Source organism: Phreatobacter stygius, from assembly GCF_005144885.1.
GTDB classification, from domain to species: Bacteria; Pseudomonadota; Alphaproteobacteria; order Rhizobiales; family Phreatobacteraceae; genus Phreatobacter; species Phreatobacter stygius.
The window spans coordinates 6,511,518-6,529,850 of sequence record NZ_CP039690.1 but is presented as its reverse complement, the minus strand read 5'-3'; the positions used below and the strand labels follow the sequence as shown (position 1 = coordinate 6,529,850).

The following is an 18,333-nucleotide window of genomic DNA, read 5'->3' as shown; positions in this document are numbered from 1 at the left end:
CATCAAAGTAGTCATAACTTAAAACTATCCAAAAATTCTAATGAATACTCGGTATTTTTGAGTGCATTTCGAGCAATTGCTACGTGCAATTGTTGACCAGGGGTTCTGCGACGGGCAATCTCAGGTATGATTTGTACCCGAGCCGGCTTTGTTCGCGATCGCCATAACGAGGGTTTCCCGCAGCAATTGTCAGATGGAAGGGGCGAGCCTGTGCAAGTGCGCCTTTCGATCATGATCGGGGGCCTGGTCCTGGCCGCCAGTGCGCTGGCCGCGGGTCTGGTGTTTCAATCGCTCGGCCTGCCCGCTACGCTGGAGCAGCCCGTGGCATTGGCGCCCTTCCCCCTGCTGGAGGCGAAAGTCCTGATTGCCACCTGGCTCGGCGGCGGCGCCATCATGGGGCGCGTCGAGACCTCCGATGACGCGGAGCAGGCGATGGCCGACTGGGGGCTGCGTTATGGGCTCTATTGGGAGAATTCAGCCGAGAGCCTGTTCGCCGTCCGGGTCGAGGCCGACGGCCGCTTCATCTATGAGGGCATGAACCCGGCTCAGGAACGGCGCTCGGGCATCCGGTCGTCAGCCATTGCCGGCCGCGAGCCGCACCAGTGCCTGGAGCCGGCGCTGGCCGATCAGGTCGTGGCGCGGTTTCGCCAATGTGTCGAAGCCGGCAGGCCGATCCGTTACCAGCAGGTCTATGATTTCGCCGGCGCGCCGCCGCTGGTGCTGCAGATGGTGCTGGTACCGCTGTGGAATGCCGACCACAGCCGGGTGATCGCCCTGCTCGGCAGTGGCCACGACGTGACCGAGCTGCAGGCGAGCGAAAGCCGCTTCCGCCTCGTCGCCGATACGATCCCGGACATGCTCTATCTGCTGGAAACGAGCGACGACAGCTTCTTCATCAACCGCAGTTTCCAGGACTTTACCGGCATGCCCGCCGGGCTGAGCTGCGACGAGCTCCGGCATGCCGTGGTGCATCCCGACGACATCGGGTTTCTCGAGGCGAGCCAAGCCGAGACAACCGGTGAATTCGCGCACGAACTCAGGATCCGGCGCGCCGACGGCGAATATCTCTGGTTCTCCAACAAGGGCCAGATCGTCCGCGACGAGCGCGGCGAGATCGAGCGCCTGTTCGGGGTTGCCATCAATATTCACGACCTGAAGGCGGCGGAAGAAGCCGCCCGGGCCACCCAGGGGCGGCTCGAGGCGATTCTCTTCGCGGTCGGCGATTGTTTCATCGGCCTCGATCCGGAGCTCAGGATCACCGAAGTCAGCGGTCCGGCAACCGAATGGTTCGGCGTGTCGGAAGCCCATCTCAGGGGCCAGAAATATTTCGATATCCTTGGCCGGCGCGATGCTTTCGCTCGGACGATCGAGCGTGCGGTCCAGCTGCAACGGCCGACACGGATCGCCCGGCGGTCCGCCTTCGTGGCCGACCGGTGGATCGAATTGAACGTCTATCCGACCGCCAAGGGCGTCGGGATCCTGTTCCACGACATCACCGACCGCAAGCAGGCCGAACAGCAGAAACAGGACCAGACGACCTTCCTGCAGTCGACCATCGATGCCTTGGCCGCGGCCATCGCGATCATCGATCACGACGGCAAGATCATTGCGGTCAACCGCGCCTGGCGCGTCATGGGCGAAGGCCGCGGCTCCACGCAAAAGGGCTCCGGGGTCGGTCACGCCTATCTCTCGACCTGGATCCGCGGCGCTGTCGGCCTCGATCTCGCCGGCGCCCTGCAGCGCCATGTCGGCGATATCCTCGCGGGCCGGAGCGAACGGTTCGAGACCCTGCTCAAGCTCGCCGACCATCCGTTGTGGCTGCTGGTCAAGGCGACGCGCTTCGCCGTCGGCAATGCCGAGCATATCGTGGTGACCCATGAGGACGTGACCGAGATCTTCCGGCGCGACGCGGAGCTGCGCACGCTGTCGGCGCAATTGCTCGAAACCCAGGACGCCGAACGCCGCCGGATCGCACGCGAGCTGCACGACTCCACCGCGCAACATCTGATCGGCATTCAACTGGGCCTCGCCGGCCTGCGCGACAAGCTGCCGGCCGACGCGCAGACCCGCAACATCATGGAGGATATCCGCACCGCGCTGAAGGATGCCCAGCAGGAGGTCCGGGTGCTGAGCTATCTCCTGCACCCGCCGGCGCTCGAGCATGGCGACCTGATGTCGGCGCTCGACCGCTTCGTCACGGGTTATTCGGCGCGCACCGGACTTGCGGTCGATTTCCGCACCAATTCGCGCGCCACCAGGCTCGCCGAGGACACCGCGATCGCCATGATGCGGATCGCCCAGGAAGCGCTCACCAACGTGCTCAAGCATGCTGGCGCGTCGAAAGCCGTCGTCCGGCTGCGCGACCAGGGCAACTGGCTCGTGCTGGATATTTTCGATGACGGCATAGGCATTCCCTTCGACCCGCAGGGCGAGGCCCATGCGGGACTGGGCGTCGGGCTCCCCGGCATGAAGGCCCGCGTCGTCCAGCTCGGCGGAAAGCTGACGATCCGCCGCCGCGCCGGCAAGGGCACCATGGTGCGCGCCTCCATTCCGGTCGGACATTGAACGGCCGGGCCGGGCTCCGGCACGGGTCAATTCGGCAACGACGCCGGCCTCAGGGTTTCCCCTGAAACTGCCCCGGGAATATTCTCCGGCGCTTCAGTGCATCGCCTGATCGATGTGAACCGGCTCCAGCGCTTCATTGGTCCCGCCAACCCCAAGAGGAGCACCACATGGCTCGCCTGACTTTCACCTCGATTTCGGCATTCACGCTCGCATCCGTCGGCGCCACCCTGCTGTTTGCCGGTGCCGCCAACGCCCAGTCGGCAACGGTGCCGAACCGGTCGAATGCGGTGATTCAATCCAAATGCATGCATGATGTGGTCGAGGCCGTTCCCGGTTCCCGCGAGGACACCGGCATCGCCGAGAGCCGCACCATGCTCTACCAGTCCTGCGTCGCCAATGGCGGCACCATTCCCGGTCGTCGCTGACCTGACCTCGCCGGCGCATGCTTCAGGAGCTGGCGGCACCTCCCCCCAATCCCGACCTGGGATGCTCCCAACTGTGGAGGCCGTCGCAAGGCGGCCTCCTCTTGTCCTGGCGTCCAGGCCCGAGGCGAGCTGGCACGGGTGCTGTCCGCTTCGGCTCAGGCAGATCCCCGGCAAGATCGGGGCAATGACCCTGGGGGCGGACGAGGCCTGGACCCGATAGCCCGCCGGCCTGGTCGGTGCCCTGATGGCTCCGGTGTTCATACCCGAGGCGGTGACATGGTTCTGTCCCGAACGTCGATCGCGGTCCTGTCGGCCGTGTTCCTGCTGATCCCGGCCGCCCCTGCGTCGGCTGGATCGGTTGAAACCAACAGTCCATCGGCGACTTTCGCCGCTTCGCCCGAGGCTCGGACGAGCGGCCCGCAGCGGCCGGTCTGGCCCAGGTCCGCCGATCGGTTCTGCGCGGATCGCTGTGCCGCGCCGGTGGTCGGACTGACCTGCGGCCTGACCCACATTGTCGATCCGCCGAGCTTTCGAGCCGTGGCAATTCCCTGTGTCATGGACATCCAGGCGATCGGCGAGCCGGGCGGGCTGTTCTTTGACTGATGAATCGTCGGGTTCGGCCGGCTTCGAGCCAGCATGCGGGAGATCATGATGGACGCGCAATTTCCGGCCGGCGCCCTGGCTGACCCCGTTTCGGGCGATGTGAAGTCGTGCGGCTGCGCGCTTCCGGCATCGGCGCAAACGATGATGCCGGCCGACGCCGGCATGGTCTGGATCTCAGCCGGTTCGTTCCGCATGGGGTCGGATACGCATTATCCGGAAGAATCCCCGGCGCACCAGGTGCGGGTCGACGGGTTCTGGATCGACCGGACACCGGTGACCAACCGGCAGTTCAACGCCTTCGTCGCGGCCACCGGCTATGTGACCTTTGCCGAGATCGCGCCGGATCCGCGCGACTATCCCGGCGCCCTGCCCCATATGCTGCGCGCGGGTTCGCTGGTGTTCCATCAGCCGCCGGCACCGGTCGACCTGCGTGACTGGAGCCGCTGGTGGGGCTTCACCTTCGGCGCCGACTGGCGCCGGCCATCCGGACCGGGCAGCAGCCTCGACGGCCTCGACGAGCACCCGGTCGTCCATATCGCCTATTGCGACGCCGAGGCTTATGCGCGCTGGGCGGGCAAGCAGCTGCCGAGCGAAGCCGAGTGGGAGTTCGCCGCCCGCGGCGGCCTTGATGGCGCGGAATTCGCCTGGGGCGACGCGTTCATGCCTGGCGGCCGGCATATGGCCAATACCTGGCAGGGCCTGTTTCCGCACGAAAATCGAGGCGATGACGGCCATGACCGGACCTCACCGGTGACCGCCTTCCCGGCCAATGGTTATGGCGTCCTCGACATGATCGGCAATGTCTGGGAGTGGACCGCCGACTGGTACAGCCCGAAACACGCTGATGATGCCGGCAAGGCCTGCTGCATTCCGCAGAACCCGCGCGGCGGCGCCGAGGCCGCGAGCTACGATCCGCGCCAGCCGCAGATCCGCATCCCGCGCAAGGTCCTCAAGGGCGGCTCGCATCTGTGCGCGCCGAACTATTGCCGCCGCTACCGGCCGGCCGCCCGCCATGCCGAGCCGGTCGACACCTCGACCAGCCATGTCGGCTTTCGTTGCGTGCAGCGCCAAGCCTGACGCGATCAGCGCCGATCTTTCGATCCGATGGGCGGACAAGACATGGGGCCGGTCTCCTGGCGAGACCGGCCCCTGCTTCTTGCGATGAAAGCGCTTATCGCGGCGGCGCCACGGCGACATAAACGAGCTGGTTGCCGGAATAGGTCGGCCGGTACCAGGTGCCGCCGCAGAGCTCATAAGTGCTGCCGTTGACCACTTCCCTGGCGCAGGCCGGCGGCAAGGTGGCGATCATCGTGCCAACCGCGACCGCGGTGGCCGCGGCCGCGCCGGCGGCGATCCAGGGCGCGCCCATGTAACCCGGGCCCCAATAATAGCCGGGATAGAGCGGCGGCGGTGGTAGCGGTGGCAATGGCCGTGGCGGCAGTGGCGGCGGGGGTGGCGGCCCCGGCGGGTGCGGCCCGGGTCCTGGTCCGGGATGCGGTCCTGGTCCAGGTCCCGGATGAGGCCCTGGTCCAGGCCTTGGGACCGGGCCCGGGCGCAAGCCACTGGGTCTGACCGGCCCCGGTCCGACATAGGGATGGCCGGGCCGGAAGGCCGGGTGAAACCCCATCTCGGGGTGGAATGCCGGGCGGAACCCGCCGGGTTCGAAACCACCGGGACGAAAACCGCCACCGCCGAAACGCGGCGCGTTGAAGCCGCCGCCGATGTTGAAATGGCCACCCCGCCCGCCGCCGAAGCCACCGAAACGCGCTTCGGCGAGCTGCGCCGACACCGCCAGCGTCAACGCGACGCCGCCAACCGTCAGCGCCTGGCGGGCGAGACGCCCTCGCCCTTGAAACCGGTCGCTCCAGGCCATCAGCGGGCTCCCGTCATGTCGGAGGTGAGGAACTCGATCCGTGTCGTGCCGGCGCCGGGCGCATAGGCGAACAGGCCATCGCCGAGATCCGGATTGACGGTCCAGGTCAGGATCGCTTCGAAACGCGGCCTGGCGGGATCGCGGGTGCGGACGATGGCGATCCTCAGCGGCAGTGGCTGGTCACCGGTGCGGATGCACAGTTCCCAGTCCTGGTCGCGCTCACGGAAGGCCCAATGCTCGCAGGGCGCGCCGCCGACAATGGCCTCGCCGACGCGAAACGATCCGCGCACCGCGTTCCACTGGGCGTCGCTCGCACCCCAGGCGAACAGGTCGGCGAGCGGCATGTCGACGCCGAGCCGCCGGGCCGCCTCTTCGAGCATCTCCTTGATGGTCGGGCGAGTATCGACCTGGGCATAATAATGCTCACGCGGCGCGATCACCATCAGCGTCTTGCCGTCATAGACGATCTCGCGCTGGTGGCTGCCGGCGGCGAGATCGACCCGCAGCCGGTCGGGCAGTCGGGCGCGATAACGCGCCGTGCCGACGATGCCGATCTTCTGGTCGTTGTCGAGCACCACCTCGACGAGCGTCGTGGCATTGATTTCAAAGGCCTTGAGCGAGCGCAGGTACTCGCCCATGCGGCTGAGCGCGGCGATCGAGGCAGGATCGACGGCGGGCGTGATCAGCCGCGCCTCTGCGCCGCGCGGCGGCCGGGTCTGGGCCTCCGCCGGCCCTGCCACGGCCATGGCGCCGGCCGCGAGCGCGCCGACCGCGAGCACGCACAGACCGGCTTTTCGCAACGGGCCGGTCCGTCCAGGTGGATTGGGCATGGCATCATCCTCGGTATGGAAAGGGTCGGGCGGATATCCCGCCGCGCCAGACGGGCCGGACGGGCCGAAGCCCCGTCGACGGCGACCTCAGCGCGCCGGAAAGACGGTGCGCCAATCGCGCTTCATGCTGACCACGACCCAGTTGCGCTGGGTGGCCTCGTCGAGCGCCTTGTCGAGCCGGCCGACATGGGATTGCCGGTCATAGGCATATTCGCGCTCGGCATCGTCGTGATGGACGATCAGCATCAGGCGCGCGCCAGGGCCGCCGGCGGCATATTGCAGCATGGCCAGATCGCCGTCGGAATTGCCGAAGGCCGCGGTCGGCCGCCGGCCGATATGCAGGTCGATATTGACCGGCTTGCCTTCCTTGTCGTCGATGCTGCCGATATCGGCCTGTTTGATCAGGACCGCCCGGCCGTCGCGGATCTCGAACTTGGTCTTGCCGCTCGAGCCGATGACCTGTTCGGGCGGAATGCCATAGGCGGATTCGGCGAAGACACGCATGAAGTCGACGCCACCGCCCGACACGATGAAGGTCTTGAAGCCGTTGGCGCGAAGATAGGCCAGCAGTTCGAGCATGGGCTGATAGACGAGCTCGACATAACGCCGCTGGAAGCGCGGGTGGATGGCGGTCTCGGTCCAGCGCCGGACGATGGCGTTGAACTCCTCGGTGGTCATGCCGGCATGGGTCGCCGCCATCAGCGCGGCGATCTCGTGCTCGCCGAACTTGGCGATCGCCGCCTGGTCGCCCGCCAGGATCGACTTGAACGGCTCGCGCTGGGCCAGGACAGGATCCTTGGAGGCCAGCTCGTGCGCCCGCGCAAAGGCGAAGAGCCCCTGGAAATACATCGGGTTCTCGGCCCAGAGCGTGCCGTCATTGTCGAAGGTCGCGATGCGCTCGTTCGGCGGCACGAAGTCCGGCCCGCCCTCGCGGGTGACGCGTGCCACGAAATCCAGGATCGCCTGCCGGTTCGGCCCCTCGTTCCAGGACGGCAGCGGCGCGGGTATCAGGACGGGTGGCTGGGCAAGCGCCGGCGCCGAAGCCAGGCCGAGCAAGGTCAGGCCGGCGGCGGAGGTCACGACGTTCCGGCGCGACGGTGCGGCAAACGGATTGGACATGGCATGTCTCGCTTGGGATGTCCCGCTGAAGCACGACGAAAAAAAGGCGCGCCGGCCGAGGCCACGGCCGGCGCGCCCCGAGGCTTACTGGCTGGCCGTCATCGAGCGCCGCATCTTCTCGACCACCTGGTCGATGCCGAAGCTCGCCGAGCGCTGCGCCGGCGGGAAGTCCTTGAACGTCGCGAGGAATTCGGTCGCCTCGGCGATGGCGATATAGGCCACGTAATTGTTCGACATCCACCAGTCGTAATAGGTGTTCGAGGTGACATCGGCGCGCTCATAGGGGTCGGCGCGCAGGTCGAACAGCTTGGGTATGCGAAGCGTGGTGAACGGCTCGGCCCAGATGCGCAGGGTTCCCTGCGCGCGCTGTTCCTCGAACACGACCTTCCAGTTCTCATGGCGCACGGCGACCAGATCGCCGTCGTCGTTGAAATAGATGAACGACTTGCGCGCGCCGCGCTCCTGCTGCCCGGTCAGATAGGGCAGTTGGTTGAAACCATCGAGATGGTTCTTGAAGGTCTTGGACCCTGCGGTGTGGCCCCTGAGCAATTTGGCCTTGATGTCGGGATCACCGGCCGCCGCCAGAAGGGTCGGCAGCCAATCCTGGCCGCTGACGATCTCGTTGGAGATCTGGCCCGGCCGGATCCGGCCCGGCCAGCGCATCATGCAGGGCACCCGGAAGGCACCTTCCCAATTGGTGTTCTTCTCGCTGCGGAACGGCGTCATGCCGCCATCCGGCCAGGAGTTCATGTGCGGGCCATTGTCGGTCGTGTAGAGCACGATCGTGTCATTGGCGATGCCGAGATCCTCGAGCTTCTTGAGGATGATGCCGATCGTATTGTCGTGCTCGATCATGCCGTCGGCATATTCGGTCCTGGAGGTCAGGCCCGGCTGGTCGCGATGCTCGGCCCTGACATGGGTGCGCAAATGCATGCGCGTGGCGTTGAACCAGCAGAAGAACGGCTTGCTGGCCTTGACCTGGCGATCCATGAAATCCATGGCGGCGGTCGAGGTCTCGTCGTCGATCGTCTCCATCCGCTTCTTGGTCAGCGGCCCGGTATCCTCGATCTTGCCGTCGGCGGTCGAGCGGATCACGCCGCGCGGGCCGAACTTCTTGCGAAATTCCGGATCGCGCGGATAGGTCCGCGATTCCGGTTCTTCCTCGGCGTTGAGGTGATAGAGATTACCGAAGAACTCGTCGAAGCCATGGGCGGTCGGCAGATATTCGTCCTTGTCGCCGAGATGGTTCTTGCCGAACTGGCCGGTGGCGTAGCCCAGCGGCTTGAGCAGTTCGGCGATGGTCGCATCGCTCGCCTGCAGGCCGACCGGCGAGCCCGGCGTGCCGACCTTGCTCAAGCCCGTCCGCAGCGTGCACTGGCCGGTAATGAAGCTCGACCGGCCTGCCGTGCAGCTCTGCTCGGCATAATAGTCGGTGAACATCATGCCTTCCCTGGCGATCCGGTCGATATTCGGGGTCTTGTAGCCCATCAAGCCGAAGGTATAGGCGCTGATATTCGCCTGGCCGATGTCGTCGCCGAAGATCACCAGGATGTTCGGGCGCCGCCCCGTGGCCGCGGGGGCCGCCGGCTGCGGCGCCTGGGCGGGCTGGCCAGGTTGCGCCGGACGCTGCTGCGCCTGGGCGTCACCGAAGGGCGCGGTCGCCGCGATGGCCGCGAGCGTCGTGCTCGACAGCAGGATATTGCGGCGGCTGAGGCCGCCGCCCTGCGGGGAACTGGCCGGCCCCTGGCTGATTTCCGCGGCGTCGGATGGATTGGTCTCGTGGTCCTCGTGCGTGGACATCGCAAATCTCTCCTGGTGGGGGCTTGGCGAAGGACTTGCCTCAGCCGACCACGGGCAAGAGGGCGCGGGTATCGGGCCGAGCCGCAGGTGCGGGCAGCCGACATCACCGGCTCCGCTCCAGGGATAGTCATGAGGAGCCAGGTGGGGTTTCGCCGATGCGCCACCGCGGGATGACCGGGCGGTGGTTTCCACAATCACTGGATGTCGCGATCCGGCGGTCTGGCCGACGATCGCCGCTCAACCGCTATCGACCAACGAGACCCCGCGACGTGCCGGGTCGACGCGTGGAGCAGAAATGGGCGCCCCCCTGCCGCAACACGATCCGATGACGCAGCCCGGCCGCGACCCGGCGCCGGTCGAGGCGCCGCCCTCGCCCGCCCGGCAGGCGATCGCCGACCTGAAAAGCCGGATCGCGCAATCCGTGTTGGGCCAGGACCAGTTGATCGATCGCATGGTGATCGGGCTTTTGTGCAACGGCAACCTTTTGGTCGAAAGCTTGCCGGGGCTCGCCAAGACCCGCAGCGTCAAGGCGCTCGCCCATAACCTCGATGCCCAATTGTCGCGCATCCAGTTCACCCCGGATCTGCTGCCCTCCGATGTGACCGGCGCCGAGATCTACCACCAGACCGAAAAGGGCGGCGAGTTCACCTTCGAGGCCGGCCCGATCTTCGCCAACCTGGTCCTGGCCGACGAGATCAACCGGGCGCCGGCCAAGGTTCAGTCGGCCTTGCTGGAGGCGATGGAAGAACGCCAGGTGACGGTCGCCGGCAAGACCCGGGCCTTGCCCGAGCTGTTCATGGTGCTGGCGACCCAGAACCCGATCGAACAGGAGGGCACCTATCCGCTGCCGGAAGCGCAGATGGACCGCTTCCTGATGCATGTCACCATTACCTATCCGGACGAGGCCTCGGAAAAGGGCGTGCTGCGCCTGGTGCGCGGCGAAAGTGCCCGTGCCGCGCCGAAAACCGACGGCAAGGCGCCGGCGCCGCCTCTGGCGCAATCGGTGATCTTCGACGCCCGCGCCGAGATCGACGGGATTTTCACCTCCGACGCCATCGAGACCTATATTGTCGACCTGGTCACCGCGACGCGCTTTCCCGCCCGTTATGGCGAGCCGCTGTCGACATGGCTGCAGATCGGCGCGAGCCCGCGCGGCGGCCTGGCGCTCGACCGCTGTTCCCGGGCGCGCGCCTGGCTCGATGGCAAGCCCTTCGTCACGCCGCGCCATGTCCGCGACGTCGTCCACGACTGCCTGCGCCATCGCCTGGTCCTGAGCTACGAGGCAAATGCCGAAAGCGTCACGGCGGACAAGGTCATCGACGAGATCGTCAAGCTCGTCGCGGTGCCGTGAGTGTCAATAAACAATTCTAAAATGTGTTATATTCCATCATGATAAAATATTTATTTAATCCATCTCTTGAAGCACAAGACGCAAAAGATCGGCAAGCCTGGAGGGGATGCCATGGTCGCCACCGCATCGACCGGTCCGGACAAGGGCGTCTATGCCGATCTGAACGACCTGGTCGCGCTGGAATACCGTTCGCGCGGTTTCTCCCTGCTGCCGCGCCAACCGGTTCACAGCCTGCTGACCGGCCGGCACGCCTCGCGCATGCGCGGTCGCGGCCTGGATTTTTCCGAGATCCGCACCTACCGGCCCGGCGACGACGTGCGCAGCATCGACTGGCGGGCGACGGCGCGGCTCGCCCGCCCGCAGGTCCGGATCTTCAACGAGGAGCGCGACCGGCGGACCTTCCTGGTCGTCGACCAGCGCCTGTCGATGTTTTTCGGCAGTCGCGTGGCGATGAAGTCGGTGACCGCGGCCGAACTCGCGGCGGCGGCCGCCTGGCGGGTGATCAAGGCTGGCGACCGGGTCGGCGCCATCGTCTTCGACGACAGCTCCAGCACCTCGGTCGAGCCGCAGCGCAACCGCCGCACCGTACTCCGGATCTTCCACGAGATCCTGGTCAAGAACCGGGCGCTCGGCGTCGACAGGGCCATCACGCCGCAGCCGGCCATGCTGAACGTCGCGCTGAAATCGGTCGCCGGTCTCGCCCGCCATGACGACACCATCCTGGTGGTCAGCGATTTCGACGGCGCCGATGCCGAGACGCGCCGGATGGTCATCGAGATGGCCTTGCATAGCGACGTGCTCGCGGCACTCGTCCATGATCCCCTGCAGAGCGCGCTGCCGGATGCCGGCCAGGTGACGATCACCGACGGGCAAGCGCAACTGGCGCTCGATCTCGGCCATGCGCCGACGCGCGACCGGGTGCTCGACATGAGCCGGCAGAGGCTTGCCGACATCCGGTCATGGGACCGCGAGCTCGGCATTCCCGTGCTGCCGATCAGCACGGCCGACGACCCGGTGCTGCAGGTGCGGGCGCTGCTCGGCAAGGCGCAGGCGGCGCGCCGGCGCACGCCGCGCGGCAATGGCGGAGGCTGACGATGGATTCGGCCGCCCTGGACAAGGCGCTCGCGCCGCTGGTCGAGTTCCCGCTGCCCCCTGCCCCGTCCTTGTGGCCGCAGACCTGGGCCGGCCGGGTCCTGCTCGCGCTGATCATCGCCGGCGCCGTTGCCGGGGCCTGGACCTGGCTCCGCCAGCGCCGGGCCAACCGCTATCGGCGCGAGGCGATCGCCGAGCTGCAGCGGATCGAGCGGCGTCTCGACGCCGCCGAGACCCGCGGCATCCTGGTGCCGCTGGAGAGCTTGCTGCGGCGGGTCGCGCTGGTCGCTTTCCCGCGCGACAAGGTCGCATCGCTCGTTGGCGCGGACTGGCGCGATTTCCTGGACCGGAGCGGCGGCGGCCATGGCTTCGACAGCCCCGCCGGCCGGCAGCTGACCGAAGCGGCCTGGCGGCCGGCCGCGTCGATTGCGCCGGATGAGATCCGCGCCGCCGCGGCGCTGGTCCGGCACTGGATCGAGAAGCATCATGTTTGAGCTCGGCTGGCCATGGCTGCTGGTGCTGCTGCCCTTGCCGATCCTGGTCTGGTGGCTCTGCCCGCCGTACCGGCAGCAGGTGGCGGCGGTCCGGGTGCCGTTCTTCGCCCTGGTCGCCCAGGCGCTCGGCGAGACGCCTTCGGAGGGCGCCGCGGTGGCCCGGAAACACCCGCTGCAGTGGATCCTCGCTTCCGTCATCTGGATCCTGCTGGTCCTGGCCCTGGCCCGGCCGCAATGGTTCGGCCCGCCGGTCACCAAGACCGTGTCGGCGCGCGACCTGATGCTGGCGGTCGACATTTCCGGCTCGATGGACCAGGCGGATTTCAAGGCCCCCGACGGCCGCGTGCTGCGCCGCCTCGACGGCGTGAAAGGGGTCGTCGACGATTTCATCGCGCACCGCCAGGGCGACCGGCTCGGCCTGATCCTGTTCGGCACCCGTGCCTATGTCCAGGCGCCCTTCACCCGGGATCTCGCCGTGGTTCGCTCGCTGCTCGCCGAAGCCGAGGTCGCCATGGCCGGCGAGCAGACGGCGATCGGCGACGCGATCGGCCTGACCATCACCCTGTTCGCGGCGAGCAAGGCCGAGCAGCGCGTGCTGATCCTGTTGACCGATGGCAACGATACGGCGAGCCGGGTGCCCCCGGCCAAGGCCGCCGAGATCGCCAGGCGCCATGGCGTGATCGTCCATACCATTGGCATTGGCGATCCCGCGGCGCGTGGCGAGAACCGGGTCGATCTCGACAGCCTGAGGCAAATCGCGACGGGCACCGGCGGCCGGATGTTCGACGCGGCCGATGGCGCGCAGCTCGGCGCGATCTATGCCGAGATCGACAAGCTGACGCCGGTCAAGCTGCAGAGCCTGTCATGGCGGCCGAAGCTGGAGCTGTTCCACTGGCCGCTCGGGGCTGCCACCGGACTTGCCCTCATCGCCCTGGTCCTGCCGCTGTTCCGGCGACGCGCGGAGCCGGCCCATGTCTGACCTCGCCTTCCACTTCCTTCGCCCGATCTGGCTTCTGGCCGTCCTGGTACCGGTCGCGGTCGCCTGGATCCTGCGACGCCGGCATCTGGCGCTGACATCGGGACATGGCGTGATCGCGCCGCATCTGCTCCGCCACCTGATCGTCGGTGCCGATCAGAAACGCTGGCTGCGCCCCGAATATGCCGTCGGGGCGGCCGTCGTCCTGGCGATTGTCGGGCTCGCCGGCCCGACCTGGCGCAAGGAGCCGCCGCCTTTCGCCGAGGACAAGGCGGCGCTGGCGATCGTCCTCAACGTGTCGCGTTCGATGGCCACGACCGACCTGAAGCCGTCGCGGCTGGAGCGCGCCAAGCAGAAGGTCCGCGACCTCCTGGCGCGGCGCCAGGGCGCCAAGACCGGCCTGATCGCTTATGCCGGTACGGCGCATGTGGTGATGCCGCCAACCGACGATCCGCGGGTCATCGAGCCCTTCCTCGAGGCGCTGGCACCCGACCTGATGCCGCGCGACGGCAATGAGATCGCCGCTGCGACCGCCCTGGCCGCAACCATGATGGCTTCGGACCATCTCGGCAGCACGGTGTTGCTGATCACCGACGGGATCACGCCCGGAGTGCTGGACGGCGCCCGGCAGGTCGTCGTCTGGGCCATGCTGCCGGACCGTGACGGCAGCCGGATCGCCGCCGGTCGCGGCGCCGATCTTGTCCGGGCTGCCGCCGGCAGCACCGATGTCGATGCGGTGGAGCGGCGCATCGCCACCAATTTTGTCGCCGCCCAGGCCGACAATCCGGAATCGCGCTGGCTGGACGAAGGCATCTGGTTCGCGCTTCCGGCGGCGCTGATCGCCTGCGGCTGGTTCCGGCGCGGCTTTGCGGTGCAGCTCGCCCTGGCGCTCCTGCTGACCCTCACCCTGGCGCCGACGGCCCAGGCCGCCGAGAGCTTTCGGTTCGCCGATCTCTGGCTGACGCGCGACCAGCAGGGCCGGATCGCCTTTGATCGCGGCGACTATCGGCAAGCCGCCAGGCTGTTCGCCGATCCGTTCTGGCGCGGCATCGCCTATTACCGGACCAATGATTTCTTCGAGGCCGGCCGAGCCTTCGCCGAAGTGCCGGGCCGTGACGGCATGCTGGCCTTCGCCAATGCCCAGGCGCGCAATCACCAGTGGGACAAGGCGATCGCGGCTTACCAGAAACTGCTCGCGAGCGACCCGGACGATCAGGACGCCAAGACCAATCTGGCCATCGTTCAGGCCATCTTCGCGGCCATCGAGGCCGAGCGCCGCAAGATGGAACAGGACGACCAGGCGCCGCCCGACCTGCCGCCCGACGAGACCAGGGTCGATCCGTCGCAACAGGGCGGCAAGCGGATCGAGGTGCAGCCGGGCGACGTCACGACGGATGCGGCGGCCGAAGCCTGGATGCGCTCCGTGCAGACGCGGCCGGCAAGCTTCCTGCGCGCCAAATTCGCCATCCAGTCGCAGGCGCCGGCGGTCCGGCCATGAGGTGGGCCCCAGGACAGGCGCCGGCGATCCTGCTCGTCCTGGTGTCGAGCACGCCGCTCGTCGCCCAGCCGGCGCCGGTCGAACCGGCACCGGCCCAAGCCCAAATCGAGGCGACCATCGAGGCAACCCTGGAGCCGTCGACGGTCGTGGTCGGCCGGCCGGTGAGAGTCCGGATCCGCGCCCTGGCGCCGAATTTCCTGACCCAGCCGGCGCAATTTCCCGACCTGCAGATATCCAATGCGGTGACCCGGCCGGCCGGGCAGACCAGCATCTCGGAGACCCGCGGCGACGTGACCCTGGCCGGGGTCATGGCCGATTACGACATCTATCCCCAGGAGCCCGGACGCTTCGCCCTGGCACCCGCGACGGTGACCTTGACCTATGCCCTGGACCCGCCCCGTGGCACGACCGCAAGGCTGGTCACACCGCAGCTGACCTTCACGGCAACCATCCCGGATGCCGCCCGTGCGCTGGATCCGTTCCTGGCGGCGCCGCGCCTGACGCTCGATCAGACATTCGCGCCCGAAGGCACACGTTTCCAGGTCGGCGACGCCCTCACCCGCACCATCACGGCCGAGGCCGACGACCTGCCGGCGATCTTTCTGCCGGCATTCGGCGCGAGCGCGCCGGACGGGGTCGCCGCCTATCCGGGCCAGCCCATCGTCGAGGACCGGGGCGGCGACCGGGGCGCGACCGGGCGCGGCCGGCGGGTTCAATCGGTGACCTATACGTTCGAGCGGGCCGGCGACCATGTCCTGCCGGCAATCGGGCTCGACTGGTGGAACAGCCAGTCCGGCCGTGTCGAACACGCGCGGCTGCCGGCGCTCGCCATCCATGTCGCCCCCGCGCCTGGCCAGCCCGCCGGCGAGGTTGCGCAGTCGCTTGTCCGGCAGGCCCTTCTGGGGCTGCGCGAGCACTGGCTTGCGGTCCTGGGCGTTGTCGCCCTGGTGGCGGGGTCCGCCGTCGTCCTGCCGCCGCTGCTGCGCCGGCTGGCGGCCTGGTGGGCTGCGCGCCGGCTGCACCGGGCGGCATCGGAACAGGCCGCCTATCACCGGCTCCGGCGCGCCGCGCGGCGAGGATCGCCCGAAGACATCTACGCGGCGCTGCTGATCTGGCTGGATCGCCTTCCATCCGACCGGGCCGCGGCCATCCGGGACAAGGCGCCGGGTGACGCGGCCGCTCGTCCGGCTTTTGAGATCGCGCGGCTCGAACAGCGGCTTTATGGCGGCGGCGGACGCGGGCCGGGCGCCTGGCCTGGCGGCAACCTGATCGCCGCGCTTCAGGCGGCCCGAAACACCTGGAAGACCGGGCGGCGCCCAGGCTTCCGGCCGGTGCTTCCGGCAAGCCTCAACCCGGGTGGCGAGCCCCGGTGATGCCCAATGGCGGAGGCCGGGTTTACCCCAACGGCAAGCGGTTGTGTTTTCCCGGCCCGATCAGTGAAACCGACAAGTTACGCGTGCACCTGCGCCGGCTACCATTGAACCACGGGGCGAAGGAGCATCGTCATGGCGCGGGTCCTCTTGGCCGAAGACCACGAGATCGTCCGTCGTGGCATCCGAAGCTTGCTGGAGTCCTATGGGGACTGGGAGATTTGCGGCGAGGCGGCGGACGGCCCGGAAGCGGTGCGTCTGGCGATCCAGGAACGGCCTGATGTCGCCATCCTCGACTATTTCATGCCCAAGCTGAACGGCCTGCAGGTGGTCCGGCAGGTGCGCAAGGTCTTGCCGCAGATCCAGATCCTGATGTTCACGCAGCATGACAACGAAGATCTCATCCGCGACATCCTGCGCGCCGGCGTCCGCAGCTTCCTGCTGAAGACCGAAGCTGACGAACATCTCATCCGGGCCGTCAACGCCCTGTCGCTGTCGCAACCCTATTTCACCGCGCGGGCCTCCGAGGCCATGCTGGCGAGCTTCATCAGCAGCCGAAAGCCGGCGCCGCATCTGACCGCGCGGGAACGCCAGACGGTCCAGTTCATCGCCGAAGGCGCCAGCAACAAGAAGATCGCGGCGGAACTGGGGGTGAGCGTGAAGACGATCGAGACCCATCGTTCGACCGCCATGCGCAAGCTCGGCGCGAAGTCCATGGCGGAGCTGATCCGCTATGCCATGCGCCACAAGCTGGTCGAGCCGTGAACGGCGAATGCGGGGCCGAGCGCGCGGCTTTTCCCACCCCGGGGAAATCCGCCACCGGGCTCGGTAGATTCAGCGCTCCGGCCCTCGGGTATCCGTCGATAGTGGCTACTGGACAGGCGTCCTAAGTGATGGATGAGCCCCTTTGCGGGGGCGCCAGAACGAAGGACCCCGGTCATGACCAAGATCATTCTTGTCGGCCTGTTTGTCGTCGCCTCGCTGACACCGGTTTTTGCGCAGCGTTATCATCAGCAGCCGCCCTCCTGGTATTCGTCGAGCCAGGGCATGGTCGACCGTCAGTCGACGCCATCGTCCATGTGAGCGCATGGCGGCCGGCTCGGGCTGGCCTGTCGGGACCTGACGGCAAGGGACGAACCGGGCGGCATCTCAAGAGGCCCGCCCTGTTGGGCGCCGAGTTCATCCGGCGCCATGCCGAACTCGGCGGGAATTTCGGCTTGGTCGACGTCACCCCGATCTGCCATCGTCGCGTCAGCCGCGGCGCGCCGCAATGATCGCGGCGACGTCGATCTTCGTCATGTCCATCATCACATCAAAGGCGCGCTTTGCTTCATCGCCGCCGGCCGCCATCGCCTCGATGAGCACGCGCGGCGTGATCTGCCAGGAGACACCCCACTTGTCCTTGCACCATCCGCATGCGCTCTCCTGGCCGCCATTGCCGACGATGGCGTTCCAGTAGCGATCGGTCTCTTGCTGATCCTCGGTGCTGATCTGGAACGAGAAGGCTTCGCTCTGCTTGAACGCGGGGCCGCCATTGAGGCCGAGACAAGGGACGCCGGCAACCGTGAATTCGACCGTCAGCACGTCGCCTTTCCTGCCGGACGGGTAGTCACTGGGGGCGTGATGGACGGCACCCAGCGCGCTGTCGGGAAAGGTCTCGGCGTAGAAGCGGGCAGCAGCCTCGGCGTCCTTGTCGTACCAGAGGCAAATGGTGTTCTTGGCCATCACGTGTCCTTTCGCTCTGAAGCCAAATTCCAGCCTTCTATCCTCATCCGCCGTCTTCCGCGTTAGCGGATTCACACATCTCGACAATCCGTGTCTTGGCGCGCCGTTCCTCGCTTCGTCATGGCCGTGCTTGTCACGGCCACCCACGTCGTCCGGTCTTCCGCGGTCAAGGCCATGCGTGGATGGCCGGCACAAGGCCGGCCATGACGGAAAAGGGCGGCGCGCGCGCTATCCGTGGTTCTCGTGCGAAGCCTCGAAGGGCTGCGAATTCGGATCCCTTTGAGAGATGTGCGCATCCGCTGCCTTCCAAGTCGGGTCGCTCCACGCATTTCTCCACCACGGAGGGGACCGTCTCGCTCTGGCCGTCGCCAAGGGCGACGCTCCGGGCGCGGGCCGTCGGCGCCCTGCCCCGCCCAGGCAACGGCTTGATCTGTCCGCCGGCCTCCCGTCAGAGCTGCTTCGGCGGATTGTTTTCGTCCGGATTGGGCTCCGGCTCTTCGTCAGGCAAACGATCCGGACGCGGCTCTTCGACCGGCGGCGGGCCAGGTTCGGTCGGAGGCATCGGTGGATGGGGCGGAATTTCGGTTTGCGCGATTGCGAGGCTTGTCATCT

At 67.4% G+C, this 18,333-nt stretch carries 17 protein-coding genes; 12 read left to right on the top strand and 5 right to left on the bottom strand.

Going from position 1 to position 18,333, the window contains the following annotated elements:
• The first annotated feature begins 216 nt into the window (after positions 1 to 216).
• The 4 genes from E8M01_RS30955 (at position 217) to E8M01_RS30940 (ending at position 4,670) form a co-directional block, all read left to right on the top strand.
• Positions 217 to 2,565 (top strand): sensor histidine kinase, encoded by a 2,349-nt coding sequence (locus E8M01_RS30955; protein ID WP_170182143.1) that lies wholly within the window; start codon positions 217 to 219, stop codon positions 2,563 to 2,565.
• 167 nt (positions 2,566 to 2,732) lie between these two features.
• On the top strand, positions 2,733 to 2,990 hold the full coding sequence (locus E8M01_RS30950) for a hypothetical protein (protein ID WP_136963676.1): 258 nt from the start codon (positions 2,733 to 2,735) through the stop codon (positions 2,988 to 2,990).
• 315 nt (positions 2,991 to 3,305) lie between these two features.
• The gene (locus tag E8M01_RS30945; protein WP_136963675.1) at positions 3,306 to 3,593 is read left to right on the top strand and encodes a hypothetical protein; all 288 of its coding nucleotides are present in this window, start codon (positions 3,306 to 3,308) and stop codon (positions 3,591 to 3,593) included.
• A gap of 144 nt (positions 3,594 to 3,737) precedes the next feature.
• Positions 3,738 to 4,670: a formylglycine-generating enzyme family protein gene (locus E8M01_RS30940; RefSeq protein WP_136964918.1), complete on the top strand. Its 933-nt coding sequence runs from the start codon at positions 3,738 to 3,740 to the stop codon at positions 4,668 to 4,670.
• Between the two features lie 94 nt (positions 4,671 to 4,764).
• On the opposite strand, the gene E8M01_RS35665 is transcribed toward E8M01_RS30940, so the two are convergent.
• The 4 genes from E8M01_RS35665 to E8M01_RS30920 form a co-directional block, all read right to left on the bottom strand.
• Positions 4,765 to 5,466 (bottom strand): hypothetical protein, encoded by a 702-nt coding sequence (locus E8M01_RS35665; protein ID WP_246088890.1) that lies wholly within the window; start codon positions 5,464 to 5,466, stop codon positions 4,765 to 4,767.
• Positions 5,466 to 6,296 carry a DUF2092 domain-containing protein gene (locus E8M01_RS30930; protein WP_136963674.1) on the bottom strand — a complete coding sequence of 277 codons (831 nt, stop codon included), beginning with the start codon at positions 6,294 to 6,296 and terminating at the stop codon, positions 5,466 to 5,468. The genes E8M01_RS35665 and E8M01_RS30930 overlap by 1 nt, the downstream gene beginning before the upstream one ends.
• Positions 6,297 to 6,383: 87 nt before the next feature.
• Complete coding sequence (locus E8M01_RS30925) at positions 6,384 to 7,415, bottom strand: HAD family hydrolase (protein WP_136963673.1); 1,032 nt, start codon at positions 7,413 to 7,415, stop codon at positions 6,384 to 6,386.
• An 84-nt stretch (positions 7,416 to 7,499) separates the two neighbouring features.
• Complete coding sequence (locus tag E8M01_RS30920) at positions 7,500 to 9,215, bottom strand: arylsulfatase (RefSeq protein WP_136963672.1); 1,716 nt, start codon at positions 9,213 to 9,215, stop codon at positions 7,500 to 7,502.
• A gap of 325 nt (positions 9,216 to 9,540) precedes the next feature.
• Here E8M01_RS30920 and E8M01_RS30915 point away from each other — a divergent pair, with 325 nt between their 5' ends.
• The 8 genes from E8M01_RS30915 (at position 9,541) to E8M01_RS35190 (ending at position 17,079) form a co-directional block, all read left to right on the top strand.
• On the top strand, positions 9,541 to 10,566 hold the full coding sequence (locus E8M01_RS30915) for an AAA family ATPase (protein WP_136964916.1): 1,026 nt from the start codon (positions 9,541 to 9,543) through the stop codon (positions 10,564 to 10,566).
• Positions 10,567 to 10,677: 111 nt separating this feature from the next.
• Positions 10,678 to 11,658: a DUF58 domain-containing protein gene (locus E8M01_RS30910; protein WP_136963671.1), complete on the top strand. Its 981-nt coding sequence runs from the start codon at positions 10,678 to 10,680 to the stop codon at positions 11,656 to 11,658.
• 2 nt (positions 11,659 to 11,660) lie between these two features.
• Positions 11,661 to 12,152 carry a DUF4381 domain-containing protein gene (locus tag E8M01_RS30905; protein WP_170182142.1) on the top strand — a complete coding sequence of 164 codons (492 nt, stop codon included), beginning with the start codon at positions 11,661 to 11,663 and terminating at the stop codon, positions 12,150 to 12,152.
• Positions 12,145 to 13,131, top strand: coding sequence for a vWA domain-containing protein (locus E8M01_RS30900; protein WP_136963669.1), 987 nt, complete (start codon positions 12,145 to 12,147; stop codon positions 13,129 to 13,131). Before E8M01_RS30905 ends, E8M01_RS30900 begins: the two co-directional genes overlap by 8 nt.
• The gene (locus E8M01_RS30895) at positions 13,124 to 14,626 is read left to right on the top strand and encodes a VWA domain-containing protein (protein WP_136963668.1); all 1,503 of its coding nucleotides are present in this window, start codon (positions 13,124 to 13,126) and stop codon (positions 14,624 to 14,626) included. Before E8M01_RS30900 ends, E8M01_RS30895 begins: the two co-directional genes overlap by 8 nt.
• On the top strand, positions 14,623 to 15,999 hold the full coding sequence (locus E8M01_RS30890; protein ID WP_136963667.1) for a BatD family protein: 1,377 nt from the start codon (positions 14,623 to 14,625) through the stop codon (positions 15,997 to 15,999). The genes E8M01_RS30895 and E8M01_RS30890 overlap by 4 nt, the downstream gene beginning before the upstream one ends.
• Positions 16,000 to 16,131: 132 nt before the next feature.
• Positions 16,132 to 16,761 (top strand): response regulator, encoded by a 630-nt coding sequence (locus E8M01_RS30885; protein ID WP_136963666.1) that lies wholly within the window; start codon positions 16,132 to 16,134, stop codon positions 16,759 to 16,761.
• A 174-nt stretch (positions 16,762 to 16,935) separates the two neighbouring features.
• A complete protein-coding gene (locus E8M01_RS35190) occupies positions 16,936 to 17,079 on the top strand; it encodes a hypothetical protein (RefSeq protein WP_170182141.1) in 144 nt (47 codons plus the stop codon).
• A 168-nt stretch (positions 17,080 to 17,247) separates the two neighbouring features.
• On the opposite strand, the gene E8M01_RS30880 is transcribed toward E8M01_RS35190, so the two are convergent.
• Entirely contained in the window at positions 17,248 to 17,721 is a 474-nt protein-coding gene (locus E8M01_RS30880; RefSeq protein ID WP_136964915.1) for a VOC family protein, read from the bottom strand.
• Positions 17,722 to 18,333 lie beyond the last annotated feature (612 nt).